Here is a 26,880-nt window from a genome sequence, read left to right as displayed (position 1 = left end):
ATTGCTTGATCATGTTGTATTAAATACGTTGTATCAAATACAAGGAACTGTACAGTGCGACCAATTCAAAAATCCAAGAAGCTGGACGAAGTTTGTTATGACATACGTGGCCCCGTGCTGGAAAAAGCGCGGCAAATGGAAGAAGAGGGTCATAAGATCATCAAGTTGAACATTGGCAACCTGTCGGTGTTCGGCTTCGAGCCGCCGGACGAGATCGTCCAGGACATGATTCTCAATATGGGCAACGCCTCCGGTTATACCGATTCCAAGGGCATGTTCGCGCCGCGCAAATCGGTGATGCACTACACCCAGCAGAAGCATATCCAGGGCGTCAGCGTGGATGACATCTACCTCGGCAACGGTATTTCGGAGCTGATCGTAATGAGCGTCAACGCGCTGCTCAATACCGGCGACGAAGTGCTGGTGCCGTCGCCCGACTACCCGCTGTGGACCGCGGCGGTCAGCCTGTCCGGCGGCACTCCGCGCCACTATGTGTGCGACGAGCAGTCCGGCTGGTTCCCGGATATCGAAGATATCAAAAAGAAAATTAATTCGAATACCCGGGCGATTGTCGTCATCAACCCGAACAATCCGACCGGCGCCTTGTATCCGGATGAATTGCTGCAACAAATCGTCGATCTGGCGCGCGAGCATCAACTGATTATTTTTGCCGACGAGATTTACGACAAGGTGCTGTACGACGGCAATACCCACACTTCGATTGCCTCGCTGGCGGACGATGTGCTGTTCATCACCTTCAACGGCTTGTCGAAGAACTATCGCTCCTGCGGCTACCGGGCCGGCTGGATGGTGGTGTCGGGCGAGAAAAAACACGCCAAGGGTTATATCGAAGGTCTTAACATGCTGGCTTCGATGCGGCTGTGCGCCAACGTGCCCGGCCAGTATGCGATCCAGACCGCGCTCGGCGGCTATCAAAGCATTCAAGACCTAGTGGCGCCGACCGGCCGTCTGACGCGCCAGCGCGATATGGCGCACAAGTTGCTGACCGATATCCCCGGCGTTACCTGCGTCAAGCCGAAGGCGGCGCTGTACATGTTCCCGCGGCTCGATCCGAAGATGTATCCGATCACCGACGACCAGGATTTCGCCTATCAGCTGCTGGCGGAAGAAAAGGTCCTGATCGTGCAAGGCACCGGCTTCAACTGCCCGACGCCGGATCATTTCCGGGTAGTGTTCTTGCCGAACTCCGACGACTTGGCCGAGTCGGTGGGACGAATCGCCCACTTCCTCGAGGGGTATCGCAAGCGGCACGGCACCGCCTGATCGTCGATTCGTCGGTCCGTTTGAGGGTAGGTCGGAAAAGCGCAGCGCCTTCCGACGCTATCGGCTCCTTGAAACCGGCCTAGGGTTTGACTCGCAGATGCGATGCACGATGTCGGAAGACGCTGCGCTTTTCCGACCTACTCGATCCGCGACGGGTGGTCATTTTTACTTAACAATAGCGGAGTATCGTTATTACTCTCTGCGCCGGCGCGGCGGTTCCGCCCAGTCGGTATCAGCAGATTTTTTTACGGGCAATAGAGATCATGAAATCCATCAAGGTAGGTTTGCTTGGCATAGGCACGGTCGGTTCCGGCACGTTCGACGTATTGAAGCGCAATCAGCAAGAGATTGCCGCACGCGCAGGACGCGCAATTGAAATTACGATGGTGGCCGATCTCGATATCGAGCGCGCCAAGCAATTGACCAATGGTGAAATCACGGTCGTCAATGACGCCAACCTGGTCGTCGACCATCCCGATATCGACATTGTCATCGAGCTGATCGGCGGCGTCGGTATTGCCAAGACCCTGGTGCTGAAGGCGATTGCCAACGGCAAGCACGTAGTGACCGCCAACAAGGCGTTGATTGCGGCCCATGGCAACGAAATTTTCAAGGCGGCGCAAGAAAAAGGCGTGATCGTCGCGTTCGAAGCGGCGGTGGCCGGCGGCATCCCCATCATCAAGGCGCTGCGCGAAGGCTTGACCGCCAATCGCATCCAGTGGCTCGCCGGGATCATTAACGGCACCACCAATTTCATCCTGTCCGAAATGCGCGACAAGGGCCTCGACTTCGACGTCGCGCTGAAAGATGCGCAACGCCTGGGTTACGCCGAATCCGATCCGACCTTCGATATCGAAGGCATCGACGCCGCCCACAAATTGACCATCATGGCCTCGATTGCTTTCGGCATCCCGGTGCAGTTCGATAAAGCCTATGTCGAAGGCATCACCAAGCTGCAGGCGACCGATATCCGCTATGCGGAACAACTCGGCTACCGCATCAAACTGCTCGGCATCACCAAGCGCACCAACGGCGGCATCGAGCTGCGCGTACATCCGACGCTGATCCCGACCACACGTCTGATCGCCAACGTGGAAGGCGCGATGAACGCGGTGCTGGTGCGCGGCGATGCGGTGGGCGATACGCTGTACTACGGCAAGGGCGCCGGCGCCGAACCGACCGCTTCTGCGGTGATCGCCGACCTGGTCGATATCACCCGCCTGGCTACCGCCGATCCCGAACATCGCGTGCCGCACCTGGCATTCCAGCCCAACGCGATGGCCGACACGCCGATTCTGCCGATGGCGGAAATCACCACCAGCTACTATCTGCGCATGCATGTCGCCGACCAGCGCGGTGTGCTGGCCGACGTCACGCGCATCCTGGCCGACGCCTCGATCTCGATCGACGCCATGCTGCAAAAAGAGCCGGCAGAAGGCGAAACCCGCACCGACATCATCATGCTGACCCACCAGACCCAGGAAAAGAACGTGCAAGCGGCGATTGCGAAGATCGAAGCCTTGTCGACGGTGGTCGGCTCAGTCACCAAGATTCGTCTGGAAGGCCTGGGTTGATTGCGCAACCTGAGAGATGACGACATTTTTCTATCTTTTTTCCAAACTGCTGCCGGCCTATCTGTATGTGGCCGGCGGCTATGCGTCGAGGCGCTGGCTGCGCCTGTCGCAAGATTTGGTGGCAAAAACGCTGTTCTATGGTTGCGTGCCGATTGTGGTTTTCAAGGGCGCGCTTTTTTCGGAAATCGCGCCATTCCTGTTGCTGGTGGCATTGGCTTTCGGCGTCAGCTCGCTGATGGCTATCGGCGCCAGCGCTTTCACCGGATGGTTCAAAGATACCGTTAGCAAAGGTACTTTGCGTTGCGCCTTCGGCTATTTCAATATCGGCTGGTTCGGCATTCCCATCGTCCAGGCGATCTATGGCAATAGTGGCGCCAACGTGATGACGGCGCTGTATGTTGGCGGTATGTTGTTCGGCAACACTGTCGGCTTTTTGCTGATTGCAAGCGAGCAGCCCGGCAAGTCTTCAGCGCTGTCGAAACTATTTAAAGTGCCCGCCATTTATATGGCGGCTGGCGCATTTCTTTTGCACTGGCTGGGACTGCGTGCGCCGCTGATGAACAATCACGCCTTGGTGCTTGCACTGGATGTCGCGACCTTGATGACATCCGTGTTAGGCATGGGACTGGTCGGTATGAGCGTGGCCAACGTAGCGATCAAAACAATCGACTGGCGCAAGCTTGGCTTGCTGCTCGGGGTCAGGGTGTTGCTGGCGGCGGCGATTGTCGGAAGCCTTGCTTTCACCCTGAATTGGCTGGGCTACCTGCAGCCGATGGAATTAAAGGTATTTTTATTGATGCCCTTATTGCCGATTGCCGCCAACATCCTGGTGTTCACATCTTCTTTGCGCACTGAAAATGAATTTATCGGCGTCGGTTTGCTGGCGTCCACAGTGCTGTCTTGCGCATTGCTATTTGCCTGGCTGGCTTATTCCGGGAGCCCGGTTAAATAAGCCGACCGATGGTCGTACACACAGATAAAACAAGGCCACCGTTGCGGTGGCTTTTTTTATTCTTCTTCGCTGAAGATCATGCAAGCCGGCCTTGTCCGGCTTATCAAGCTGTCAGTTTTAACAGGGGTAATGACGGCGATTCCAAGGTAAATTCCTCCAGATATAAGCGCAATGATAAGCGCGATGTTTACTAAAAATAATGGGAGACTCGATTCAATGCTTGGTGCAACCATATCCTGCTTAAAGGGCAATCGCACGCGACTATGGTCGGCGCTGATTTTGATTACGCTGGCACCGTTCGCCGCAGCGCAAGATCCGGCTTCTGCACCTGCGTCCCACACATCGGAACAGATTGGCACCGTTCAACAAGTCTACGACGGCAAGTTGCTGCCGGATGTGCAGGTCAATACGTTTCGCCACATTGATCGCCTGTTTCCCAGCCGGACTGTGGCGCACGGCGCCAAAGTTTATCCGCTGGCCGTCAGCGACAAGCCCCTGCGCGACGTCGTCTTCGATTCGGCTGGCAAACAGGTCGACCTGTTCGACTATATCTCGCTGAACCGGGTAAGCGGCCTGCTGGTCATCAAGAACGGCAAGATCGCCTACGAAAACTACGAGCTTGGCAATACGCCCGAAACGCGATGGATGTCGATGTCGATCGCCAAGTCGATTACGGCGTCGTTGATCGCGGCCGCAATCAAAGACGGCTATATCAAAAGCATCGACGATCCGATCACCCGCTATTTGCCCAAGCTGAACGGCAGCGCCTACGAGGGCGTGACGGTGCGTCAGCTGTTGCAGATGGCGTCCGGGGTTCAATGGAAGGAAACCTACACCGATCCGAATTCCGATCGCCGGCACATGTTGCAAGTGCAGAGCGCACAGCAAGACGGCGCGGTGCTGGACTTGATGGCAAAGCTGCCACGGGTCGCCGCGCCGGGTACTCGCTGGAATTACAGCACCGGCGAAACACAAGTGGCGGGGGCACTGGTCAGTGCCGCCGTCGGCAAGTCGGAGTCGGCCTATTTGTCCGAAAAAATCTGGGCGAAATTCGGCATGGAATCCGATGCGACCTGGTGGCTGGAATCCGCCAACGGCGGCGAAATCGGCGGTAGCGGCATCGCCGCGACGCTGCGCGATTACGGTCGCTTCGGCTTGTTCTTGCTGGAAGACGGCATGGTCGATGGCGAGCGGGTGTTGCCGGAGGGCTGGGTGAAAGAAGCCAGCAGCCCGCAGACGATCGGCGGCCAGCAGGTCGACTACGGCTACATGCTGTGGCCGGTACCACGCTCGGCGGGCTCGATTCACGCCAGCGCCTTCGAGGCGCGCGGCATCTTCGGCCAGCATATCTATATGAATCCGGCGCAAAAACTGGTCATCGTGGTGTGGAGCGCGCGCTCCAAGCCGAGCGGGACACCGCCGGTTGCCGACCATGATTTCTTCGCTGCGGTGGCCCGGACCCTGCAATGAAATTCCAGGCCGAAGATTGTGCGATTCGCGCCTAATCGGCGAACACCGGCAAGCAAGCCCCCAACAACAAGGAAAGACATATCGACATGGACGCTATCAATGCGATCGTTACCGGAGCAATTACCACTTCGGATCATCGGATTTATTTTTTCGAGAACGGTGCTGCCAGGTCAATCTCCCTGTATGAACTGGACTGCCAGGCCACCACCGTTCGCGATCACTTGCTGGAGTTGGGACTGACAGCGGGCGACCGCATCGGCATATTGGCAAAGAACAGCCTTGAGTGGACCTTGCTGGACCTTGCCATCCTCAAAATGGGGGGGATTGTGGCCGGGCTTGAAATCGGCCGCTTCGAAGCTGAAACATCGTTGCTGCGGTACGGTTTCAAGTGTATTTTTACCGCGGACTATACGGGTGACAATCCGAACGTGATCGACATCGGCATGGTGCGTAAATGGGCGGCCATCGATTCGATCCGCCCGCCAAAACCGTCGCCGCATTCGGGTTATCGGGCGGACGACATTTGCGCGATCAAATTTACCTCGGGCAGCACCGCAGAACCGAAAGGAATGGAAGCGACGGTCGGCAGCATCAACGACACGCTCAATTCCGTGCAAGAACTGTTCAAGCACGGTGGTACGGACAATATCCTGGTGTTTTTTCCCCAGTCTTTTATACAACAGCGATATTGGATTTATTCGGCATTGGTGTTCGGCCATGACGTCACGCTGACCTCGATGGAGGAGGTCTTGCCTGCGGCGCAGCACATCCAGCCGACCGTCATCATGGGCGTCCCCGGCTTCTACGACGATGTAAAAACCCTGATCGAAAGCGGCACGGATTACGCGGCTGCCGACCTCGGCGCGCGGCGGCTGGCGATTCACGCGACGCTGGGTAAACGGATCCGCTACTTATGGACCGGATCGGCGCCGGCCAGCCGAACCATGCTGGATTTTTACAATGATGCCGGGGTCGCCATCTACGAAGGCTACGGCTCGACCGAAGCCTGCATCGTTGCCAAGAATGGTCCCAATGCTTGCCGCGTCGGCAGCGTCGGCAAAGTGTTGCCCAACAAGACGGTGCGATTCGACCAGGACGGGGTGTTGATTGTAGGCAGCCGGCATCCGGTCAACACCCGCTACGCATGGTGCGGAAAAGGGGACAACGAGAAGATGTTCTTGCCGTCCGGGGAAGTGTTTACCCATGATCTGGCTTATCTGGACGCGGACGGTTACCTGTATATCCAGGGGCGGGCCGACGATATCGTGGTGCTGCTCAATGGCCGCAATGTGCTGGTCCGTCCGATTGAGGAGTATTTGAAACAACATCCGGCAGTCCATCAATGCGTCGTGTTCGGAGCCGGCAAACCGGCCTTGACCGCGGTCATCTCGCCCGTCAATGGCGACCTCGACCGGGGCGAACTCGAGGCTTACATGGAGGCACGCAATGCCACCGCGCTTGCGGAACAGCGGGTGCATGCCTTGGTGATTGCCGACGCCCAGTTTTCTATCGAAAATGGCATGCTGACGTCGCAGTACAAACCATTGCGCAGAGTGATTTTTAAAGCCCATGCTGAAGCGATTGAGGCAACATACAGCGCTTAACCTTCTTATTTAACCTATCGAGGATCAAGAAATTTTATGAATTTTACTGAATCGGTCACGCTCGCAGGAGAGTATGCAAAGCTGGAACCGCTGTCCTTGGCTCACCATGATGAGTTGGTGGAAGCGGTGCAAGACGGCGATATCTGGAAGCTCTGGTTCACCTCGGTGCCGTCGCCGGCGATGATGCGCAGCGAAATCGAACGCAGGCTGGATCTTCAACGTAGCGGCAGCATGCTGCCGTTTACCGTGCGCCGGCTTGATACCGGAAAAGCGTGCGGCATGAGCACCTACATGAATGTCGACGCAGCTCGGCGCCGGGTCGAGATCGGCTCCACTTGGTACGCGGCGAGCGCGCAACGCACGGCAATCAATACCGAATGCAAGTTGCTGCTGCTGGCGCATGCTTTCAATACGCTGGACTGCATCGCGGTTGAATTCCGGACCAACCGCATGAATCACAGATCACGCGCCGCCATCGAGCGCCTGGGCGCCAAGCAGGATGGCATCTTGCGTAATGTGTACAAGCTTGACGACGGCTCCTATCACGATGGCGTGGTGTTCTCCATCATCGACCACGAATGGCCGACTGTCAGAAGGCATCTGGTGAATCAGCTTGAGGCCAAGCGGGGTAATGCTCAGGGGGGCTGACGGCGACTCAGTTCCTTTTGCTTAGGCACTCGGGGACATAGTTTAAGAGGCACCGTAGCGTGCCGAATTACTGTGTCCCCGAGTGACGGACCACGGAGCGCCGAGGTGTTGTAGTTGCCTTTACGTGCTGCTGTCTTGGCGATCTCAGCTTTTCGCCCTGACGGCGACTTACTTTATTTTGCTTCGCCAAAATAAAGTAAGCAAACAAAAGGCGACCGCAAGCCACTGCCTTCCCTTCGGTCAGGTCCCCAAATGCGCCAACTGTCAGTCGGGTGTGAAGACAAACTCGCTTCGCTCAAACATGTCTTCCCACAATTCCCGCCTGACAGCCGCCACATTTGGCAGCGTCCCAATGCGGAATTCAACGTCAACGGCAACGTCAAAAGCAACTCCAACCCCTCGGCGCTCCGTGGTCCGTTAACCGGGGACACAGTAATTCGGCACGCTGCGGTGCCTCTTAAACTATGTCCCCGATTAACTACTACGTGCGTAGGGCGGATGAGCGTAGCGTTATCCGCCGCTGGATGTACCACATGCGATTGACGCATATAAAACGGCGGAAGGGTGAAGCAGGGGTTTCGGATGGCATGCCATCCGCCTGCGTAACGGTATCCGCTTGCAAGCGGATACGCGCCCTGCAAGGGCTGCGCTTTTCCGCCCTACATAACTGGAAAGCCCAACATTTACACCGCCATCGTAGCAAACGTTGGGCTTTGCGACCCAAGCTATTGACGCTCTTTTATAAATTGCTCATTGGATCAACGGCAACCGCAACGGCAACGTCAAAACCACAGCCTCTGTAGTTAATCGGGGACATGGTTTAAGAGGCACCGCAGCGTGCCGAATTACTGTGTCCCCGATTAACGGACCACGGAGTGCCGAGGGGTTGGGGTTGTTTTTGACGTTGCAGTTGACGTTGAATTCCGCATTTGGGGACCTGCCTACGGCGGGCAGTGGCTTGCGGTCGCCTTTTGTTTGCTTACTTTATTTTGGCGAAGCAAAATAAAGTGAGTCGCCGTCAGGGCGAAAAGGTGAGGTAGTCAAGACCAATACAATCCAAAGCAACCCTCGGCACTCCGTGGCCCATCACCCAAAGACCCAGTAATTCGGCACACTGCGGCGCCCCTTAAACCATGCTCCCGCACACTCCAGAGAGCGCACTTTTGACGTCAATTTTCAAGGCTTGATGACACTCAACCAAAGGTGTTTCGAACTGGCCGATCGACGATCACTACGATGTAAACAAATTTTACGCACCTCCTGCCGATGCGTTTCAAATCATTTTTCCTCGCTTGCACAGGACCATTTTTTCCTATGAAAATCCCCGGTTTTACAACCCGATTCCTCACCGCGTTTTGAGTAAAGTTGATAGTTGCGAAAATTAATCTGGGTTACTTTACGCATGGTTGAAACAGCAGGAATTAATTCAAGTTGGAACCGCTTTGTACTGCGTGGCGAGCATCGTCGCGCGGTGTGATGGCATGCAGGTTCTGGAACATTGAAGCGTGGATCGAGATCATGGCGCAGCGTTACAGCACATGACGAAACGCAGGTTAGCCAAAGAGGAAATGTTATGGAAACGAGAGTGGCGCGGTTGCGAGTGCGCTTGCGGAGTAGCTGGTTGGCGCTGCAGTTGGGAGCATGCGGCCTGTTGAGCTGTGCGCCTGCAACGGCGCAGGAAATGGCGGTCAAGGCTGATCAGGCCGGGACTGCGTCGGCCTCGGCGTCAGGGATCGATCGGCCGGACTCCGGCCACCATCGCCTGACCGGCATGCAGCTGGCGTCGCCTGCACCGGCCCTTGGCAATGTGCAGCAGCGCAGCGCCGATATTGCGGCGACCGTGACTGTCGTCGCAGAAAAAAACATCAGCTCGGCTCCGGCTTCGGCGGTGACTGCCGACGTTCCGCAGCTGTCTTCTCATGCCTCTCAAAAATGGGAAATGCTGGCATCCGACCGCACGCTGAATGCGGCGATCGCACGCTGGTCGCGCAGCGCCGGATGGCAAATGGTGTGGGAGCTGCCGGTGGACTATGCAATCGACGCGCATGCGTCCATCAGCGGCACCTTTGAAGAGGCGATTGCGGCCGTCAGCCGCAGCATGGAACAAGCCGAAGTACCGATGAACGCGATTTTTTACGACGGCAACAAGGTTCTCCGAATCGTTGTCAAAGGACGGGAATGATGCAGATCAAATTATGCGCGATGCTTGCGGCGGCAGCTCTGGTTACCGGCTGCACCGGGCTGACCGAGAAACTCGACAACAGCAGCATTGAGGCCGGCGCACGCGCTGGACGCCTGGCCAAACAGGTCGGGCACAGCGAACCGGTCGCCGGCAACAAACCATCCGTGACGCACGAAAGCGGCATCTGGCTCGGCAACAATGCCATCAAACTGGATCGCAGCGTGCTGCCGCCGATCTTTTACGAATCCACCGTGTTCGACCGCACCGTCTATTCGCTGGCCGAGCTGGCGGAGCGGATCTCCTTGCGTTCCGGTATCCCGGTCAAAGTGATGCCGGACGCGTTGCTGGCAGCAGGCGGCAAAGTGCCGGGAAATGGCGCCGCAGGCGCAGCCACTCCGAACGTTGTTGTGGACGGCATGCCGCCGCCAGGCATGTTCGCCGGCGGTCAGCAAAGCCAGGGGATGCATATTGTATATAGCGGCAATTTCAAAAACTTCCTGGATAGCGTTACCACCCGCTACGGCATATTCTGGAAATACAGCGGCGGCACCATACAGTTTTTCTACACCGATACACGGACCTTCCAGATCAAGGCGATTCCCGGCGATTCGGCGGTGTCGGCTTCGGTCAACAGCGGTTCCGTCACCGGCGACAGCGGCGGCGGAGGCGGGAGTAGCGGCGGGGCGGTCGGCGGCGGCACCAGCAATTCGAACAACACCCAGACCACGGCAGTGAAATCGCAGCTGGCGGTCTACCCCAGCATCGAAAAATCGGTGACGGCGATGCTGTCGGCTTCCGGCAAAGTGGTGTCGTCGCCGGCGACCGGCACCATCACCGTGGTCGATACGCCCGACACGCTGGAGCGCATCGCCAACTTCATCGAAAGCGAAAACAAATCCTTGTCGCAGCAGGTGATGCTCAATGTCACCGTGCTGGCCGTGACCGTCAACGATGGCGATAACTACGGCATCAACTGGTCGCTCATGTACGGCGACCTGTTCCGGAAATTCGGCATCAAGAACACGCTTGCCTCTGCGGCTACCGATAGCAGTACCGCGTTTTCCGCGGGCATCCTGACCACCTCAAGCAGCAAGCTGGCCGGCAGTTCGCTGGTGATCGACGCACTCTCCAGCCAGGGCCAGGTAAGGCGCGAGACCAGCGCCTCGGTGGTGACGCTGAACAACCAGCCGGTACCGGTGCAGGTTGCCAAGCAGACCTCTTACCTCAAGTCGTCGACCACTACGCTGACGTCCAATGTCGGTGCGACTTCATCGTTGAATCCCGGGGTGGTGACATCGGGCTTCAATATGACGATCCTGCCGCACGTCCTTAACAATGGCACCGTGATGCTGCAATTTTCGGTGGATATTTCCGCCTTGCGCAAGATCGGCGAAGTGAAAAGCGGAGACGGCAGCAACCTGATCCAGACGCCGGAGGTCGATACCCGCAATTTCCTGCAGCGGGTCTCGATGAAATCGAACCAGACGCTGATCATCAGCGGCTTTGAACAGACCGACGACAATCTCGACCGCCAGGGTGTGGGCAAGGCCAATAACTACCTGTTCGGCGGCGGCTTCAAGGCGCAGGCGAACAAGGAAGTGATCGTGATTCTGGTCACGCCGATCATGATGGACGGCGCCTGATCGGACACTCGGACATGGCCATTCTTATCACTCAGATCGACAAGCGCAAATTCATTTGCGGCTTGTTCTGGCAATCGCTGTCGCGGCCGCGCGAATTGTGGCGGGAGGCGGCCGAACTCGGCAAGAAGATCGACTCCGATCTGCTGCTGCTGCGCCGCGAGCAAGCGACCGTCCAGGCCGGCTACGCCAATACCGGCGAAGGCGCGCGGCGCGGCATGCTGTCGCTGGCGGCGTTGATCGCCAAGGCGATTGCGCGCGAATGCAGCGGCGAAGACGATAGCCAGCAACCGCTCAATAACTGGCTGGCCGCCTTCAAGCTGCCGGACGGCATGTGGGCTTACTGCGCGGTACGCGATTCGAACTTCCTGCCCAATGGCGACTTCGCCGGCACCAAGACCGAAGTGCTGGAGCGCCTGTTCGGCGACTATGCGCTGGGCGGCTGGAACCGGGTGATCGGCGATCCCGAGCTGGCGGAATGCGGCTTCCATAACTTCACCCCGAAAGGGCTTCAAGAGCTGTTGCCGCGGACGAAGGACGGCCAGATACGGGTTGGCAAATGGGCGGCGTTGCGGCCGCGGCAACGCCAGATTTCAAGCAAGCAGCTGGTCATCGCCGGCGTGCTGGCGTTGTTGATGACGGCGGCCGGGATAGTCGGCTGGAGCGTCTATAAGCATAAAAAGGAAGAGCAAGAACGGGAGCAGGCGTTGGAAGCGGCGCGCCGGCAAATGCTGGGGCAGGCCGGTCCCAACCAGGCTCCCCATCCGTGGCCGGGCAAGCCGCTGCCCAAAGTGTTTACCCAAGCCTGTATCGGCCAGTTGGGCTTGCTATCGCCCGGCGGCTGGCTGCTGGACGAGTATGTGTGCGAGGCCGGCCAAAGCCGCTACAGTTGGTCGCGTGGGAGCTCGACCACCGGCTACTTGCTGGCGCAAGTGCCTACCGCCTCGGTCGACACCAACGGCGACAAAGCCAGTTCCAGCGCGCCGCTGAGCCTGCCGCCCGGCGGCAATGAAACCTTGCTGGCAACCGAGAAGTTGTTGCGGCCGTTGCAAACCAGGTTCCAGTTGCTCGGCCTGGCGCTCAAGGTGGCCCTGGTGCCGGTGCCGCAACCGTTGCCCGGCATGGAAGACCAAAAAGTGCCGCTGCCCGACTGGCAGACCTATTCATTGGCAGTCAACGCAGGCGGCGTGCCGCCGGCCGAGATTGCCGCCATTTTCACGCAGCCCGGAATCCGGCTAGACAAGCTCTTGTATCGCGGCGGCGAATGGACATTCGAAGGAGTCATGTATGCGAAATAGCACCTTGAAATTGATTTTCCTGTCTTGCCTGGCAGCCGCCGGCAGCGCACGAGCGGAATCCACCGCCGATAACCTGAGCCGGATCGAGGCCGAAACGCTGATCCTGAAAGCACAGGAACGCCAGATCCAGGTCAAGGCCCAGATCGCCGCAAAGGAAGCGGAAATTGCGGCCAAGCAGAACGAGAACAATAAGGTCAGCCGCAGCGCCGGCCCCGGCGACCCGGTGATTCGCGCCATCGAAGGGATCGGCAATACGCTGTATGCCACGCTGTCGCTGGACAACGGCAGCACGGTCGACGTCAGGTCGGGAGCTATGCTGCCGAACGGCATGAAGGTGATCTCGATTCGTCAGAATGAAGTGATCGTCCAGGCAGGCAGCAAGGACAAGCGCCAGATCCGGCTCGCCCTGTTTGCGCCGTTGGCGGCCGGCAGCACCGCGGCTTATCCCAACTACTCGGGCGCCACCGTGTCCTTGCCGCCGCTGCCGCCGGTACTGCCATCCAAAGGGGGCGGACAATGAACGCGCTGAACCAGGCAGCGGCCGCGCCGCGCGTGCATGACAGCCAAGTCTTGCTGCAGTCCGCCAGCGATGGCGCGGATCAGCCGCAAGCGGCCGCCGATTACATCGACTTCTCGAGCATCAAGATACTGAGCAAAAACGGTATCTACGCAGGCGGCGCGGAAGAACAGAAATTGCTGTGCCTGCTGTCCGACCATCGCTTGCTGATCGCCGCCGACCATGTCCTCAATCCGCATGTGCTGTCGTACCGGGCCCGGCTGGAGCGCATGAAGCATCCGTTCCAGGTGGTGCTGACCTCGCTCGAGACCGTCACCGAAGCCAATCAAGTCGATCTTCCCGAGCGCAGAATCCGGCTCCAGGAACATACGATGATGCAGGTCACGGCCAAGGGCTTGCTGAGCAAGGCTTGCCAGGAACGCGCCTCCGACATCCACATCCGCTTGCGCGCGCAGAGCACTGAATTCTACTTCCGGATTCATAACGACCTGGTCAAGGTCGGCGGCCAGACTCGCGAATACGGCGAGCGTCTGCTGGCGACCTTGTACGGCGCCATGACGACGGTATCGGACAACGCCTACAAGCCGACCGAGCGGCAGGACGCCAGCATCGGCGACCGCGACAAATTGCCCAGCAGCTTGTACGGCGTGCGGATCGCCACCGCCCCGACCAGCGACGGCAGCGTCATGGTGTTGCGGCTGCTGTACAACGACGCCGGCGACAGCAGCGACGTCCAGCCGCTCGGCTACACCGCGGAGCATGCGGCGCAGATCCAGGTGCTGAAGGAGCAGCCGATCGGCATGAACATCATCAGCGGCCCCACCGGTTCGGGAAAATCGACCACATTGCAACATGTGCTGGCAGGCGAAATCCACGAATCCGAAGGCAAGATCCACGTCCTGACGATTGAAGATCCGATCGAATATCCGATTGCCGGCGCGGTGCAGACCTCGGTCACCAACGCCAATACCGAAGAAGAACGCTCGCGCCTGTTTTCGGCCGCCATCGCCAACGCCATGCGCTTGGATCCCGACACCATCATGATCGGCGAGGTGCGCGATAAAGCGTCGGCCCAAAACAGTTTGCGCGCCGCGATGACCGGCCACCAGGTCTGGACCACGGTGCACGCCAACAGCGCGATGGCGATCGTCGACCGTTTGCTGGATCTCGGACTGCCGTTGAGCATGGTGGCCGATCACAGCCTGGTCACCGGCCTGATCAGCCAGCGCCTGGTCAAAGTGCTGTGTCCGCATTGCAAAAAGAAATTGATCGAACATGAACACGAAGTCCCGGCCAGCCTGCTGGCAAGGGTCCGGCAAACCGTCGGCGCGGCCATCGGCGAAGTCAGCATCGCCGGCCCCGGCTGCGCGCACTGTAAAAAACACGGCACCATAGGCCGCACCGTGGTGGCCGAAGTGATCCTGCCCGACCCGCGCTTTTATGAATATGTGCGCGCCGGAGAAAAACTCAGGGCGCATGAATACTGGCTGCGCGAACTGGGTGGCAAGACCCTGCTGCAACATGCGATCGAAAAGGTCGCAAGCGGCACGGTCGATCCGCGCATGGCCGAGAAAATCGTCGGCCATCTGAAGCTGGAACATCACCTGGCCCTGGTCGGAGCGGAAGATGCAGCTTGATCTCAACCGCCGCTGGGCCAAATGGCAGTTCGGCAGCAATGTGCGGCTGCGCCTGTACCGCAAGATCGCAAAAATGCTGGCCAACGGATTGCCGCTGCTGAAAATCCTGGAGGAGCTGCAAGAGCGCGCCTCCAGCAACGGCAAAAAGCCGAACGAACCGCTGGCCATCGTGCTGGACGACTGCCGCCGCATGGTGCAGAACGGCCGCATGCTGGCCGAGGGGCTGGGCCACTGGATTCCGCACACCGAACAAATGATCATCATGGCCGGCGAGCAGGGCGGACGACTGGAAGGCACGCTGGTGGCGCTGGTCGACGTGGTCCAGTCCGGCAAGAAGATCAAGAGCGTCATCATCGGCGGCGTCGCCTATCCGATCGCCATCTTCGCTCTGATCATCGTCTACATCTATGTGTTCGGCACCCGCGTCATCCCGCAGTTCGCGCGCATGGTCGACCCCGCCACCTGGCATGGCTCGGCCCGGTCGCTCTACCTGATGTCGCTGGCGGTGCAATCCTGGATGCCATATCTGGTGATTGTCCTGATCGTCGCTGGAATCGGACTGGTGCTGTCGATGCCGCGCTGGCGTGGCGACGTGCGGGTGTTCATGGACCGCTTCGCGCCTTATTCGATTTATCGGCTGATGGCAGGCAGCAGCTTCCTGATGGCGTTCTCGGCGTTGCAGCTGGCAGGCATCACCGTTGAAAAGTCGCTTACGCGGTTGGCCGACGCCGCCCCGCCGTGGCTGCGCGAACGGCTCGACGGCGCACTGATCGGCGTCAAGTCAGGCTTGAACTGCGGCGAAGCATTGAAAAACGCCGGCTACGGTTTTCCATCGAAAGAAGTGGTCGACGATCTGTGCGTCTACGCCGAATACAAAGGCTTCGGCGACGCGCTCAAGATCCTGGCCGACGAGTGGATGGCGGACGGCGTCGAGCTCATCGAAAGCCAGATGAAAGTCTTGAACGGCGTGGCGATTGTGACGCTGGCAGTGGTGATCGGTTGGCTGGTCACCGGCTTCTTCGGGATTCAGCAAGAGATTGCTGCGATGGCTAGGGCAGTTCATTAGGTTTATCAGGTTCATTTTTTTACTCAGCAGTTCATATTTCTAATCGGAGATCGTTATGCAAAACTCACGCTTCATGCAATCTGGTAAATCCAACATCATCAACCGCCAACGCGGCGCTTCGCTGCTGGAAGGGATTGCCTACCTGGGCATTGCCGCGATTGTGATTCTGGGCGCGGTATCGCTGTTAATGGGGGCGTTCAGCAGCGCTCAAACCAATCGCTCGTCGGAAGAGGTGGTGTCGATCCGTACCGGTGTCAAGAAGCTGTATATGGGGCAGACCGCAGCGTATGGGAAAGACTCGCTGAACGCGCAACTGGTTACGGCAAAGGTGTTTCCTACAACTCTAGCAGTCGCTGCGGATGGCGCCGTCACCAACACCTGGAATGGTCCGGTGGTCGTGAATGGAGTTAATAGTAATTTCACAATCTCTTATGCCGACGTGCCGCAGGATGTTTGCATCAACATGATTAGCGGTGGCAATGGCTGGCTCAGCGTTAAGGTCAATGCTGCGACAGAGCGGACGGCGTTCCCTATCACCCCTGCAGCCGCGACTGCCGATTGTTCACAGCAAAAGAACGTCATCATTTGGACCGCGCAATAAAAAGATGATGCATGCTGCGGCCTCAAATTTGCCGACGATTCGGAGAATGCGATGTGGATGACATGGATCATGGTGGCGATGATGGCCATTGCCGGTTGTTTTGTCCTCAGCGAAGAGGTGCGCAGCCCGGTAACGGTTGCGCATAAAAATGCAGATCTGGCCGAGAGTATGAGCATTTACCGGAACGCCGTGATCGCCTTCGTTGCGGCCAATCCAACATTTGCCGGCGGCGAAGTGCCGGTCGATAAGTTGCCGCTGCCATCGTGGTACACGCGCTATCCGCTTCCGCTTCAACTGTGGCGCAACCACGTCGAGGCCGGCGTCATCACGATTTATGCGGCGCAGCCGCAGCCGGTCAACATCACGGCAGACCTGTTGCGCCTGTCGCACAACTCCGTGCTGGTCGGCGTAGCGGACATGCGGGCCAAGATGTTCCGCTCGCCGCTGTTTCCCGACGTCCAATCACCGCTGCCGGCCGGGATTCCAATTCCGGACGGCAGCCCGGTCTGGCTAGCCAGACGTAACTGAGAAAAACTGAGCGTGACAGGTATGAACCAAGAACAGCACGGCTTTACATTACTGGAATTGATGGCGGCATTGGCTATCGGCGCGATGATGATACTCGGTCTGAGCGTCATGATTGACCGCTCGCTGGACGACACCAAGGGGCAGCAGACCGCCTTGTATCAGGCGCAGGTTGCGACTGCCGCCGGCAAATACATTAGCGAGAATTATGCCGCTCTGGTCAGCAAGGCCAGCCAGACGGCGGCAGTGACGATCAACGTGGATGCATTGAAAAACACGGGCCACTTGTCCAGAAATTTCAGTCTGACCAATGCTTACAACCAGACCCCTTGCGTGCTGGTGCTGAAAACGCCCGAGGGCCGTCTCGATGCGCTGGTGGTCACCGAAGGCGGTGACGCTATCGCCGAAAAAGATATCGCCTACATCGCCAGTAATGCGGGGCAGGGCGGCGGCTATTTCGACTATGCCAAGCCAATGCAGGCAAAAGGGGCTTTCGGTTCATGGGCCGTGTCGGCTGGCAGTACGCCCGCGCTCAATTCTTTTCTGAGTCAGGCATGTAAAAAAACAGCGGATCAGGGGCACCTGGCAACAGCATTGTTTTACGACAGTGACGGAAAACTGGCGACCGATTTTGTCTATCGCAATAAGGTAGACGGACATCCGGAATTGAATGAGATGACAACCCCGTTGAAATTGCCCAAGGTAGCCAGCGAAAATGGGTCCGACGACATGTGCGGTGCCACAGTCCTCAATTCCAATGGGCGCGTCGCAGTCAATGCCAATGGCGCAGTGCTCAGTTGCCAGGCTGGTATCTGGACGCGTTCCGGCGCGGGTTCCTGGAAAGAGCCGGTGCCCGATTATGAATCGCTGCCGCCCGGTGGGCCGGGCAGCACCAACGTGGTTGGCGACGTGCGCATGGTGACCAAGCAAAATGTCGCTTTCACGTGGACTGCTGACAGTATCTGGTCTCCGCTGGCCGTCGATCAGAACGGCAACCTGAATGTTCCGAAGCGATTGACGGTCAACGATATGTTGATTCAGGCACAAATCACTGCGGGCACGAGCTGCGATAAAAACGGTTTGATCGCGGTTGACTCCACCGGCATGGCAATCTCGTGCCAGTCGGGCATCTGGCGCAAGTTTGCGGAGAGCGAGATTAGTACAGCGAACCTTACCGATCCCAAGCGGAATTGGTATTGGAAGCAAACTCCCGCCGACGGCAACTTCGAGTACTGGCTGGATCTGTCCGCTCTGGACGGTAGTCGTCCCCTGTTTATCAGCGGCCACAATAGATGCAAGTCATATGACGATAATGAATCCTCGGCATTTGTCGAATATCGGGATGCATCGAGAGGCGCATTGCTTGGCTATGTCGGCGGCTGTGCCAGCTTGAGTAATAACTACGCCAATACAAAGAAACTTGGCGTGGTCGACATGGACGACAAGCCCGATGCCCGTGATACGGTCTCCGACCTCCAAATCCGTGTCATGGCCGGTAATTACATGGCTTTGCAGAAAATTCCGGAAAACGCCAAATGGTTACATGTCGTAATGAATTCGCAAGGAAGTACCGGCAACTACACCAGAATGTGGTTCTCTATTTTCAACAGCCGTTGAAGCCAAGGGAGTTACCGACTATGTTGATAATGATGCGTAATGGCTGCGGGGGAGATGGATTATGAATATAAGCGCGGGCATGCAGGCATGCCGTGTGATATTGGCCGTGGCACTATGGCTGCAAGCGGCCCATGCAGTCGCTTGCTGGCGGCAGGCAGCGACCAGTTACGGCGTCAATCCGGATCTGTTGTATGCGATTGCCAAAACCGAATCCAGTCTCAACCCGCGGGCGATCAATCGCAATAAGGACGGTTCCTACGACATCGGTCTGATGCAAATCAACAGCCGCTGGTTTCCGCAATTGGAGAAATACGGCGTCGACCGCGAGCAGCTGTACGATCCCTGCGTCAGCATCCAGGTCGGGGCCTGGATCCTGGCGCAGAACATGCGGCGGCTCGGCAATTCGTGGAACGCGGTGGGGGCCTATAACTCGGGTAATCCGGTGCTGCGGATGAAATATGCGATGCGGGTTTACCGGAACATCCCGCCGGCGGCGCTGGCGCCGGTACCGTTGGAAATTATTGGCGGCAAGCGTTAAAAACCGGACGGAGGTGTTGTCCGCTGTCGCCATGCGTTAAAGGTGCGCTACCAGCAAAGCCAAAGCGCAATCACTATTTATGCCAACTATCGTTAGCTCATTGGAGAGAAAACCATCATGCAACAACAAGCGCAGATTGCCTTGGACAACAACTGGCTTCAACAGGCGCGCAGCGTCGTAACGGGCCGGACGCCGCCACCCGGGTTTCCGCAGCCCGGCGCGTATATCGACGAGGAGCCGCACATGCGCGTCGCGCCGTCGATGGATGCGGGGGACCGCCGGATTGGCGCCACGGTGTGCTGTCGGCAGCCATTGGTGGTGGCGCTGGACAATGTGCTGAGCGTGGCCGAATGCGAACAACTGATTCGAGTCGGCGAGCAGAAGTTGCAACGTTCGATGGTATTGGATATGCAGGACGGCAGCGAGGTGCCGAGCACAGTACGTACCAGCCGCGGCGCATGGCTGCCCGAAGATGCGGATGCCTTGCTGCCGATAGTGAATCGGCGGCTGGCGCAATTGACCGGTTGGCCGCAAGAGAACGGTGAAGACCTGCATCTGCTGAATTACAGCGTCGGCGGAGAATACAAACCGCACCACGATTATTTTCCATTCACAGAAGCCGGCAGTCAGGTCCATCTGGCGCGCGGCGGCCAGCGTACCGCGACCCTGATTGTGTACCTCAACGACGTCGAAGAAGGCGGCGCGACAGTGTTCCCCAAGCTTGGTCTGTCGCTGCAGCCGCGCCGCGGCCACGCGGTGTACTTTGAATATACGAATAGCCTGAACCAGGTCAATCCACTGTGCCTGCACGGCGGCAGCCCGGTTGTCAGCGGCGAAAAATGGATCGTCACCAAGTGGTACCACCAAGAGCCTTTTGAAGCGTGACGGTACGCTCAAATAATGTTTGAACTTCAAGAAAAACTGCGCTATCGTGCCCAGGTCGCAAGAAAAAGCGATCTGGGTTAAGAGCCAGTAATGGAACGTCCGGGCAGACAGCCGCTCCCGAGCGGCTTTTTTTCGTCTGCCCCTATCAATGCACGTCTTCTATGGCGGGTACTTGGTAGGGATACCTTCGGGTATGCCGGTCCTTTGGACTTCCGCCGGTCTCTTAACCTTGCTTTGTGCCCGCCTCCTTCGTTACTCGACGAAGGGCGGAAAATCACCGTACAAGGAGATCAGCATGCAAGGCAACATCCCGTCGCAACCATCACCAGCTTCTCCCTCAATCGACTACCTCAATCGCGCTATCGACAACGCCAATCTTGGCAAGCTCAGCGCCGCCGACGTGCTGCACGTTTTCAAGGCGATGCGCGATCTGTCCCAAAAAAACGAAGTGCTGCATGGACTGGCGCTGATTGGCATCAAACTGGCAGACGATCAATTCAATATGTTCGATGCCGAGCTTGGTACCCTGGAGCGCGAGAGTGCCGGCAAGGCGCAAGGTGGATGAATGGAGCCTGTGTGCATTTGATTCGCCGATGGATGCGCCGCTTGCGGTTGACGCAAGCTCGACCCCTTGGCGCTCCGTGGTCCGTTAAAAAGGGCCAGAGTAATTTTCGCGATGAACCTGCGAAAAAAAACTCTGACCCCATTTAACTCATCTATTTGACGCATCCAGAGCGGCGGTAAACCCTCGCGCCGCTCCTGAGGCGATTAGCGCTTGCTGTTGATCATCTCGTGCAATTCCATCCGGTTGTAGGCGGCCCGCATCGCATCTTTCGATGTGATCATTTTCTTGGCGACCAGCTGTTGCAGATCTTCATTCAGGCTGCGCGACATATTGTCTTCTTTGCGCTTCATGAAATCGGTGATCATGTACAGCTTGCCGGGGTCGGCGATCATCGGCGCGATTTGCTGGTTGTTGTTGAAGATCATCTCGCTGGCCAGTACGAAGGACTCGCCGTTCTCGGCCGGGATCAGGCTTTGGCAGATGACCCCGATCAGCGAGTTGGCCAGCGCCGCTGCGCGCTGTTCGCGCTGCTCCGGCGCAAAAAACGCCAGCAGCTTGCTGATGGCGCCGATGGCGCTGTTGGTGTGCATCGTCGCCAACACCAGGTGGCCTGATTCGCCGGCATGCAGCACCGTATCGGCAGTCTCGAAATCGCGGATTTCGCCGACCATCAGCACGTCCGGCTTTTGCCGCATGGCGTCGCGCAAGCCGGCAGAAAAACTGGGGGTGTCGGTCGGCACTTCCTTTTGCGACACGATCGACTGTTTGCGCTCGAGCTCGTACTCGATCGGCTGCTCAATCGTGATGATGTGCGAGCTGCGGTGCGTATTGACATAGTCCAGCATCGACGCGATGGTGGTGGTTTTGCCGGAGCCGGTAGGCCCGGTCACCAGGATGATGCCCTTGCTGGCTTCGAGCATGATCCTGACATACTGCGGCAGGCCGTTTTGCTCAAGCGGGACCGGATTCAAGGACAAGCGCCGAATCGAAATCGCAATTTTTTCAGCCGCATACATGCGATAGACGTTGCAGCGCAGGCGGCAATGGGTCAATACGAACGGTCGGTCGAGTGCGCCTTCCAGGACTTTGTCTTCCCAGTCTTCGTCGATGGCTTTCAGCACCGGCCGCATCTCATCCAATAGGATCGGTTCCGGGTTTATCTCCTGCCATCCGCGCGGCGTCTTGATCATCAAGGGGGCGTCTTGTTCGATATGGATATCGGTAAAGACTCTTCCGCTGTTGACCAGGTCGATAATTTCATAGATCAAATCGCGGGAAAGGGCAGAATCATTGCTCATGATTACTCTCAAATTAAGAAAAAGGCGTCAAGAATAGCATCCCCGGATCTATGCCGTGATGCGCTGTGTACCAGCACGCAGAGCCAGATAACTAATGTGAAACCTCTGCATATTGTTTCTGCGAATCGCAGTGTAAAGAGAAATTGCGCAAGCGTGTCTCAACAAATATTTCGGCAAATGAAAAGACTAACAATGAAATGAAATTTGAGTGCGAATTTACTTGAAGAAATGCAATTAATTACTGTACAGTATCGCGATTGTGTTTTTTATCAGATTGGCTGAGTTCCGCCAAGTTGGGGCGTGTAACAGTAGGTTTTTCATTTGAATTGAACGCTATGCCGCACATCCAGGTAGTGAAACTAAGGTTTGCCAAATGCCATTTTCCGGCGCTGCTTGAAGTCAATCATCAGCAGCGGAAAGTGGTCTTTCCCGAATACCGGAGCGGTGCATGAACATTGCATGTTGTGTACCTGAGAACGCGGAGTTCGAGCAGCTTCAGGCGATGCTGGCGCGTGCCGGTTTCGATAGCGAGCAGTTTGTCTCGGAAGCGCGCTTATTGCATGCGCTGCGGCGGCGCAACTTCGATTTGATTGTGCTCGACACCGGTCATGACCGGCTTGACAAGGACCGGCTGTTATCGTGGCTCAATTGCCGGGTCGACGAACGCACGCCGGTGATCCTGCTGTCCTCGGCGCCGAGCGCGGAACAGGTGGCGCTGGCGCTGGATGTCGGCGCCGACGATTTTATCGGCAAGCCGTTTGCGGCGATTGAGCTGGTGGCGCGGGTCAATGCGCTGCTGAGGCGCAGTAATCGGCGCAGCGTCAGCCGTACCATTGAATTGCTGGGTTTTGCGCTGGATCGCAGCGCTTGCAGCTTTCTCGATCATGGGATGCCGATCGAGCTGACGCCGCGTGAATTCACGATGGCGTGGTTGTTCTTTTCGACGCCGAATACCTATCTGTCGCGTGAGTCCATCAGCATTGCCATTTGGGGCGTGGATAGCGATATCACGGGCCGTACTATCGAGCAGCATATTTATAAATTGCGCAAAAAATTGAAGCTGGGGACCGAGCGCGGGGTGATCATACGGACTGCTTATACGCAGGGGTATCGCTTGGAGTTGTGCGCTTGAATGATGGATCGCGGAGCGCTGGAGAGTGGTGCTATCGGGCTTTCGTTAAGGCGACGACTAACTAGTTAAATGGGGGCAGAGTTTTTTTACGCGGGGTTTTGCGTAAATTACTCTGACCCCTTTGAACGGGCCATGGAGTGCAGATGATTGCATTCGGTCGATCGTTCGTCGCGTAGTTAATATGGTTGCTACTCCGTGGATGCGCGCCGGGGGTAGCCCGGCAGCTAGTCACTTTTCTTGCTTCGCCAAGAAAAGTAACCAAAAGAAGGCGACCGCAAGCCACTGCCTTCCCTTCGGTCAGGTCCCCAAATGAGCCAACTGCCATTCGGGAGGAAAGACCAACTCGCTTCGCTCAAACATGTCTTCCCTCTTTTTCCGAATGGCAGTCGTCCCATTTGGCAGCGTCCCAATGCGGAATTCGACGTCAAAATCAACCGCAACCGCAACCGCAACCGCAACCGCAACCGCAACCGCAACCGCAACCCCTGCCCCAGCAGCCCCGCATTGATAAATCGCCACATTCTCAAAATTGCTCTTGAAACCCAAATGCGATGCCGCGCCGGATTACCATGCACGTCGGGCATTTGATCAAGGACAGGAAAAATGAATAGCGCGTTTTCAATCGTCGATAAGCGGATGCAGAAGGACGTGGTCGGCACGACGTCCGCACTGGAGCGGCGCAGCGATGTTCATCCATCTTCTGGTTCCTTGAAATCACGACGCCGTACTTTTGCCATTTGTGTCGATGCGCCGGCTTTGATGGCGCGCATCAGGCGCATTGCCACTACCTTGTTCGTCAGTTTGAGAGAGCTGGATGCGGAGAACGTGGCGGCGGCGATTATCCAGGAGCCGAGCTTGACGGTGTTGCTGTGCCTGGAGAATGCGTGCTTTCTCGATGTGGTGGAGCAGTGCCGGCAGCGCGATCTGGAAACGCAGGAATGCCTGGTGCGGCTGGTTGACGGCAGCGACTACGGCGCATGCGTTGAGACCGCGTCGATCTGCCTGGCGGTCAATACGCCCAAAACCGATGCCCGCCTGCGCGAATTGCTGGCCAAATTCTGCGAGCCGACTTTCGTCGATCAGCCTTTTATCCAGGTGGTGCCGCCGGCGCCGGGCGAGGATGGCGAAACGCACAATGTGGCCGATACCGAGCACGAGGTTTTTTCTTTGGCGCGCAAGATCGCCGCCGCCGATGTCGACATCGTGCTGGTCGGCGAAACCGGCACCGGCAAGGATTGGATGGCGCGCTTCATCCATGAACATTCCTGCGTCAGCGGCCCGTTCATGGCGCTCAATTGCGCGGCGATCCCGGAAACCCTGGCCGAGGCCGAGCTGTTCGGGGTCGAGGTCGGCGCGTATACCGGGGCCACCAAGTCGCGTGCCGGACGCATCGAAGCGGCGCGCGACGGCATTCTTTACCTGGATGAAATCGACAGCATGCCGTTGACCCTGCAGGCCAAATTGTTGCGTGCCTTGCAGGAGCGCGGGATCGAGCGGGTCGGGTCGACCGTATTCCGGCCTTGTAATTTCAGGGTCATCGCGTCCACCAAAATACCGCTGATCAAACTGGTCGAACAAGGCAAATTCCGCGCCGACCTGCATTACCGCCTGAGCGTGGTCGAGTTGCAATTGCCGGTCTTGCGTACGCAGCCAAAACGCATGCTGTCGCTGTTCTGGCGCTACGCCGCAGAGGCGGCCAGCCGCTTTAAAACACGGCTCAACACCGGCTCGCGCGCCGACCTGGAAGCGCAAATCCTGGCGCATCGCTGGGAAGGCAATATCCGCGAACTGCGCGCCGCCGCCCAGCGTTTTGCGCTGGGTTTTGCGCCGCTGCCGGGGGCGACGGCGGCGGCCGGCGCCAGCTCGCTGAAGGATGTGATGCTGCAATTCGAGCGCTCGCTGCTGGAGTCGACGATGCTGCGTTGCGATAACAACGTCGCGCGCGCGTCCAAGGAGCTGAACGTCGAGCCGCACGTGCTCTATTACAAGCTGAAGAACCTGGGCATCTCGTCCGGGATGGCGGCTGACAAAGTAAAAACCGGTGCCGATGAAAGCGCTGCTGTCGCCACCGGAAAGCGTGGCGCTACCATCCGTAATGGCAAAATCGCCGCTGAGAAACGGATCGGGATTCCGGCGGCGTCGTAGTCGGCAACAGGAAGATTTCCGGGGAACAGTGCAGAAATAGTTGCCGCGCACGGAACCGCTTTCACGTTTTCGTTACTCATCTATACCAGGCGCGACTATTGAGCGGGCCGATTGTCTAGGAGTTGTCATGGCTGGTCCGGTGCTGGGGAACTTTCAAAGTATAGCCGGTAGGGTTCAGATGTTTAACGACATGGCCGCTGAATCCAAGTCGCAGGCACTGCCGCACAAAGATAACGAAGGGACATCCACACAAGCGCCTGTCGCGCGCCCAACGCTTACAAACCAACCAAACGCGTCTTTACAACGCGAATTAGTGAAAAATATGGCTGCCAAGTTTGCGGCGGGCAACGGTGTATCCAATGCTACGGTGGCGCAGCGCCAAGTTGACGCGAAGGCACTCGCGGAAAGTGACGAGTTCAGGTCTGTAGATGTGAAAGCTATGGCTGCCAAGATTGGTACGCGCAACGGCGAATCCGAGGCGCCGGCAGTGTCACGCCAAGTTGACGCGAAGGCACTCGCGGAAAGTGACGAATTCAGGTCTGTAAATGTGAAAGCTATGGCTGCCAAGATTGGTACGCGCAACGGCGAATCCGAGGCGCCGGCAGTGTCACGCCAAGTTGACGCGAAGGCACTCGCGGAAAGTGACGAATTCAAGTCTGTAAATGTGAAAGCTATGGCTGCCAAGCTTGGTACGCGCAACGGCGAATCCGAGGCGCCGGCAGTGTCACGCCAAGTTGACGCGAAGGCACTCGCGGAAAGTGACGAATTCAAGTCTGTAGATGTGAAAGCTATGGCTGCCAAGCTTGGCGCGCGCAACGGCGAATCCGAGGCTTCGACAACGCAGCAGCAACATGGCGCGGCGGCACCTGCGAATAACGTAGGAGCTGAGTTAAGTGTGAAAGAGAAGGTTGCCGCGTTTAAGGCGCGCATGGCTGCATCCAATGCTTCGACAACGCAGCAGCAACATGGCGCGGCGGCACCTGCGAATAACGTAGGAGCTGAGTTAAGTGTGAAAGAGAAGGTTGCCGCGTTTAAGGCGCACATGGCTGCATCCAATGCTCTGGCGGCGCAGCACCAACCGGCACCTGCACAAACTCCTGTCGCCTCCCAAAAGCACCGGTCGTCCTTGCAAAACATGTTGGGAGCTGCGCTTCAACAGAAGAAAGCGAGTGCTGTTCCACTGCCGGAAAACGCCACGGGTAAAGAAGGTCTCGCTACCACCCAAACATCTTCGGCTGCAACTGGCGGGAAAAACCCCGTAGGCAATGTTGGCGGGGGGGCGAATGAAACCGTATCGGCATCTACCACCGTCGCAGCCTCGAATACCGCAGATGCCAAGTTGGCAGCGGTGGGAGAACAGATAGGCGAAATAAAATCGGAGCACTCCAAGCTCTTGCCGAAAATGAACGAGCTGTTTGGCGAACAAAAAACGCAGGCAACGGCGGGCACGGCCCAGCCGAGTTCTCATGACCAGGTTCAGTCCGGTCAAGTAAATCCCAATGCGACGAAGTTCGAAACACAAATGGCTGAATTGATGGCGTTGCAGCAGCAAACGGCGCTCGACGCAGCCAGGGTACAGGCAGAGCAAGGAAAGCGGGCGGTGGACGCCATGATCATGGAAGGCATCACAGCGCAAATGCGGCGCATTGACGAGGCGATTAAAGCACTTGGCCAGTTGGGTTAAGTTGAATTGTGCGCTGAA

The 26,880-nt window shown here is 57.6% G+C and carries 23 protein-coding genes; 22 read left to right on the top strand and 1 reads right to left on the bottom strand.

Annotated features, from left to right (window positions below; all coding sequences use genetic code 11):
• Positions 1-54: 54 nt before the first annotated feature.
• The 18 genes from ACFPM8_RS08815 to ACFPM8_RS08730 all read left to right on the top strand — a co-directional run bounded on the left by ACFPM8_RS08815 (position 55) and on the right by ACFPM8_RS08730 (position 20,603).
• Positions 55-1,284, top strand: a complete 1,230-nt coding sequence (locus tag ACFPM8_RS08815; RefSeq protein WP_378997118.1) for a pyridoxal phosphate-dependent aminotransferase — start codon at positions 55-57, stop codon at positions 1,282-1,284.
• A gap of 263 nt (positions 1,285-1,547) precedes the next feature.
• A complete protein-coding gene (locus ACFPM8_RS08810; protein ID WP_378997117.1) occupies positions 1,548-2,858 on the top strand; it encodes a homoserine dehydrogenase in 1,311 nt (436 codons plus the stop codon).
• A gap of 16 nt (positions 2,859-2,874) precedes the next feature.
• Positions 2,875-3,810, top strand: coding sequence for an AEC family transporter (locus ACFPM8_RS08805; RefSeq protein ID WP_378997116.1), 936 nt, complete (start codon positions 2,875-2,877; stop codon positions 3,808-3,810).
• Between the two features lie 216 nt (positions 3,811-4,026).
• On the top strand, positions 4,027-5,280 hold the full coding sequence (locus tag ACFPM8_RS08800) for a serine hydrolase domain-containing protein (RefSeq protein ID WP_378997115.1): 1,254 nt from the start codon (positions 4,027-4,029) through the stop codon (positions 5,278-5,280).
• 86 nt (positions 5,281-5,366) lie between these two features.
• Positions 5,367-6,884: an AMP-binding protein gene (locus ACFPM8_RS08795; RefSeq protein WP_378997113.1), complete on the top strand. Its 1,518-nt coding sequence runs from the start codon at positions 5,367-5,369 to the stop codon at positions 6,882-6,884.
• 36 nt (positions 6,885-6,920) lie between these two features.
• On the top strand, positions 6,921-7,532 hold the full coding sequence (locus ACFPM8_RS08790; protein ID WP_378997112.1) for a GNAT family N-acetyltransferase: 612 nt from the start codon (positions 6,921-6,923) through the stop codon (positions 7,530-7,532).
• A gap of 1,573 nt (positions 7,533-9,105) precedes the next feature.
• Positions 9,106-9,714 (top strand): toxin co-regulated pilus biosynthesis Q family protein, encoded by a 609-nt coding sequence (locus tag ACFPM8_RS08785; protein ID WP_378997111.1) that lies wholly within the window; start codon positions 9,106-9,108, stop codon positions 9,712-9,714.
• Positions 9,714-11,357, top strand: a complete 1,644-nt coding sequence (gene pilN / locus ACFPM8_RS08780; RefSeq protein WP_378997110.1) for a PilN family type IVB pilus formation outer membrane protein — start codon at positions 9,714-9,716, stop codon at positions 11,355-11,357. The genes ACFPM8_RS08785 and pilN overlap by 1 nt, the downstream gene beginning before the upstream one ends.
• A 14-nt stretch (positions 11,358-11,371) precedes the next feature.
• On the top strand, positions 11,372-12,652 hold the full coding sequence (gene pilO2, locus ACFPM8_RS08775; protein ID WP_378997109.1) for a type 4b pilus protein PilO2: 1,281 nt from the start codon (positions 11,372-11,374) through the stop codon (positions 12,650-12,652).
• Positions 12,642-13,172 carry a type IV pilus biogenesis protein PilP gene (pilP, locus tag ACFPM8_RS08770; protein ID WP_378997108.1) on the top strand — a complete coding sequence of 177 codons (531 nt, stop codon included), beginning with the start codon at positions 12,642-12,644 and terminating at the stop codon, positions 13,170-13,172. Before pilO2 ends, pilP begins: the two co-directional genes overlap by 11 nt.
• The gene (locus tag ACFPM8_RS08765) at positions 13,169-14,806 is read left to right on the top strand and encodes a GspE/PulE family protein (protein ID WP_378997107.1); all 1,638 of its coding nucleotides are present in this window, start codon (positions 13,169-13,171) and stop codon (positions 14,804-14,806) included. The genes pilP and ACFPM8_RS08765 overlap by 4 nt, the downstream gene beginning before the upstream one ends.
• The gene (locus ACFPM8_RS08760; protein WP_378997106.1) at positions 14,796-15,872 is read left to right on the top strand and encodes a type II secretion system F family protein; all 1,077 of its coding nucleotides are present in this window, start codon (positions 14,796-14,798) and stop codon (positions 15,870-15,872) included. Before ACFPM8_RS08765 ends, ACFPM8_RS08760 begins: the two co-directional genes overlap by 11 nt.
• Before the next feature lie 55 nt (positions 15,873-15,927).
• Entirely contained in the window at positions 15,928-16,473 is a 546-nt protein-coding gene (locus ACFPM8_RS08755; protein WP_378997105.1) for a type 4 pilus major pilin, read from the top strand.
• Positions 16,474-16,524: 51 nt separating this feature from the next.
• Positions 16,525-17,001, top strand: coding sequence for a type IV pilus biogenesis protein PilM (gene pilM / locus ACFPM8_RS08750; protein ID WP_378997104.1), 477 nt, complete (start codon positions 16,525-16,527; stop codon positions 16,999-17,001).
• A gap of 21 nt (positions 17,002-17,022) precedes the next feature.
• A complete protein-coding gene (pilV, locus tag ACFPM8_RS08745) occupies positions 17,023-18,615 on the top strand; it encodes a shufflon system plasmid conjugative transfer pilus tip adhesin PilV (protein WP_378997103.1) in 1,593 nt (530 codons plus the stop codon).
• Between the two features lie 61 nt (positions 18,616-18,676).
• Positions 18,677-19,153, top strand: coding sequence for a lytic transglycosylase domain-containing protein (locus ACFPM8_RS08740; RefSeq protein ID WP_378997102.1), 477 nt, complete (start codon positions 18,677-18,679; stop codon positions 19,151-19,153).
• A 117-nt stretch (positions 19,154-19,270) separates the two neighbouring features.
• Positions 19,271-20,038, top strand: a complete 768-nt coding sequence (locus ACFPM8_RS08735) for a 2OG-Fe(II) oxygenase (RefSeq protein ID WP_378997101.1) — start codon at positions 19,271-19,273, stop codon at positions 20,036-20,038.
• A 295-nt stretch (positions 20,039-20,333) separates the two neighbouring features.
• On the top strand, positions 20,334-20,603 hold the full coding sequence (locus ACFPM8_RS08730; protein WP_378997100.1) for a hypothetical protein: 270 nt from the start codon (positions 20,334-20,336) through the stop codon (positions 20,601-20,603).
• 203 nt (positions 20,604-20,806) lie between these two features.
• On the opposite strand, the gene ACFPM8_RS08725 is transcribed toward ACFPM8_RS08730, so the two are convergent.
• The gene (locus ACFPM8_RS08725; RefSeq protein WP_378997099.1) at positions 20,807-21,901 is read right to left on the bottom strand and encodes a type IV pilus twitching motility protein PilT; all 1,095 of its coding nucleotides are present in this window, start codon (positions 21,899-21,901) and stop codon (positions 20,807-20,809) included.
• A gap of 448 nt (positions 21,902-22,349) precedes the next feature.
• Between ACFPM8_RS08725 and ACFPM8_RS08720 the strand changes: the two genes are divergently transcribed.
• The 4 genes from ACFPM8_RS08720 to ACFPM8_RS08705 all read left to right on the top strand — a co-directional run bounded on the left by ACFPM8_RS08720 (position 22,350) and on the right by ACFPM8_RS08705 (position 26,862).
• Positions 22,350-23,033: a response regulator transcription factor gene (locus ACFPM8_RS08720; RefSeq protein WP_378997098.1), complete on the top strand. Its 684-nt coding sequence runs from the start codon at positions 22,350-22,352 to the stop codon at positions 23,031-23,033.
• A gap of 309 nt (positions 23,034-23,342) precedes the next feature.
• Positions 23,343-23,621 carry a hypothetical protein gene (locus ACFPM8_RS08715; RefSeq protein WP_378997097.1) on the top strand — a complete coding sequence of 93 codons (279 nt, stop codon included), beginning with the start codon at positions 23,343-23,345 and terminating at the stop codon, positions 23,619-23,621.
• A 15-nt stretch (positions 23,622-23,636) separates the two neighbouring features.
• A complete protein-coding gene (locus ACFPM8_RS08710) occupies positions 23,637-25,178 on the top strand; it encodes a sigma 54-interacting transcriptional regulator (protein WP_378997096.1) in 1,542 nt (513 codons plus the stop codon).
• A 127-nt stretch (positions 25,179-25,305) separates the two neighbouring features.
• On the top strand, positions 25,306-26,862 hold the full coding sequence (locus ACFPM8_RS08705; RefSeq protein ID WP_378997095.1) for a hypothetical protein: 1,557 nt from the start codon (positions 25,306-25,308) through the stop codon (positions 26,860-26,862).
• Positions 26,863-26,880 lie beyond the last annotated feature (18 nt).

This window comes from Paraherbaspirillum soli, from assembly GCF_042654985.1.
Classification (GTDB): Bacteria; Pseudomonadota; Gammaproteobacteria; order Burkholderiales; family Burkholderiaceae_D; genus Paraherbaspirillum; species Paraherbaspirillum soli.
This window is presented reverse-complemented; position numbering and strand designations above follow the sequence as displayed.

What these genes read in the sequence shown, in the direction of transcription:
- ACFPM8_RS08810 (WP_378997117.1), top strand. Translation starts at nt 1,548, where the DNA reads ATGAAATCCATCAAGGTAGGTTTGCTTGGCATAGGCACGGTCGGTTCC.
- ACFPM8_RS08805 (WP_378997116.1), top strand. Translation starts at nt 2,875, where the DNA reads ATGACGACATTTTTCTATCTTTTTTCCAAACTGCTGCCGGCCTATCTG.
- ACFPM8_RS08800 (WP_378997115.1), top strand. Translation starts at nt 4,027, where the DNA reads ATGCTTGGTGCAACCATATCCTGCTTAAAGGGCAATCGCACGCGACTA.
- ACFPM8_RS08795 (WP_378997113.1), top strand. Translation starts at nt 5,367, where the DNA reads ATGGACGCTATCAATGCGATCGTTACCGGAGCAATTACCACTTCGGAT.
- ACFPM8_RS08790 (WP_378997112.1), top strand. Translation starts at nt 6,921, where the DNA reads ATGAATTTTACTGAATCGGTCACGCTCGCAGGAGAGTATGCAAAGCTG.
- ACFPM8_RS08785 (WP_378997111.1), top strand. Translation starts at nt 9,106, where the DNA reads ATGGAAACGAGAGTGGCGCGGTTGCGAGTGCGCTTGCGGAGTAGCTGG.
- pilN (WP_378997110.1), top strand. Translation starts at nt 9,714, where the DNA reads ATGCAGATCAAATTATGCGCGATGCTTGCGGCGGCAGCTCTGGTTACC.
- pilO2 (WP_378997109.1), top strand. Translation starts at nt 11,372, where the DNA reads ATGGCCATTCTTATCACTCAGATCGACAAGCGCAAATTCATTTGCGGC.
- pilP (WP_378997108.1), top strand. Translation starts at nt 12,642, where the DNA reads ATGCGAAATAGCACCTTGAAATTGATTTTCCTGTCTTGCCTGGCAGCC.
- ACFPM8_RS08765 (WP_378997107.1), top strand. Translation starts at nt 13,169, where the DNA reads ATGAACGCGCTGAACCAGGCAGCGGCCGCGCCGCGCGTGCATGACAGC.
- ACFPM8_RS08760 (WP_378997106.1), top strand. Translation starts at nt 14,796, where the DNA reads ATGCAGCTTGATCTCAACCGCCGCTGGGCCAAATGGCAGTTCGGCAGC.
- ACFPM8_RS08755 (WP_378997105.1), top strand. Translation starts at nt 15,928, where the DNA reads ATGCAAAACTCACGCTTCATGCAATCTGGTAAATCCAACATCATCAAC.
- pilM (WP_378997104.1), top strand. Translation starts at nt 16,525, where the DNA reads ATGTGGATGACATGGATCATGGTGGCGATGATGGCCATTGCCGGTTGT.
- pilV (WP_378997103.1), top strand. Translation starts at nt 17,023, where the DNA reads ATGAACCAAGAACAGCACGGCTTTACATTACTGGAATTGATGGCGGCA.
- ACFPM8_RS08740 (WP_378997102.1), top strand. Translation starts at nt 18,677, where the DNA reads ATGAATATAAGCGCGGGCATGCAGGCATGCCGTGTGATATTGGCCGTG.
- ACFPM8_RS08735 (WP_378997101.1), top strand. Translation starts at nt 19,271, where the DNA reads ATGCAACAACAAGCGCAGATTGCCTTGGACAACAACTGGCTTCAACAG.
- ACFPM8_RS08730 (WP_378997100.1), top strand. Translation starts at nt 20,334, where the DNA reads ATGCAAGGCAACATCCCGTCGCAACCATCACCAGCTTCTCCCTCAATC.
- ACFPM8_RS08725 (WP_378997099.1), bottom strand. Translation starts at nt 21,901, where the DNA reads ATGAGCAATGATTCTGCCCTTTCCCGCGATTTGATCTATGAAATTATC.
- ACFPM8_RS08720 (WP_378997098.1), top strand. Translation starts at nt 22,350, where the DNA reads ATGAACATTGCATGTTGTGTACCTGAGAACGCGGAGTTCGAGCAGCTT.
- ACFPM8_RS08715 (WP_378997097.1), top strand. Translation starts at nt 23,343, where the DNA reads ATGAGCCAACTGCCATTCGGGAGGAAAGACCAACTCGCTTCGCTCAAA.
- ACFPM8_RS08710 (WP_378997096.1), top strand. Translation starts at nt 23,637, where the DNA reads ATGAATAGCGCGTTTTCAATCGTCGATAAGCGGATGCAGAAGGACGTG.
- ACFPM8_RS08705 (WP_378997095.1), top strand. Translation starts at nt 25,306, where the DNA reads ATGGCTGGTCCGGTGCTGGGGAACTTTCAAAGTATAGCCGGTAGGGTT.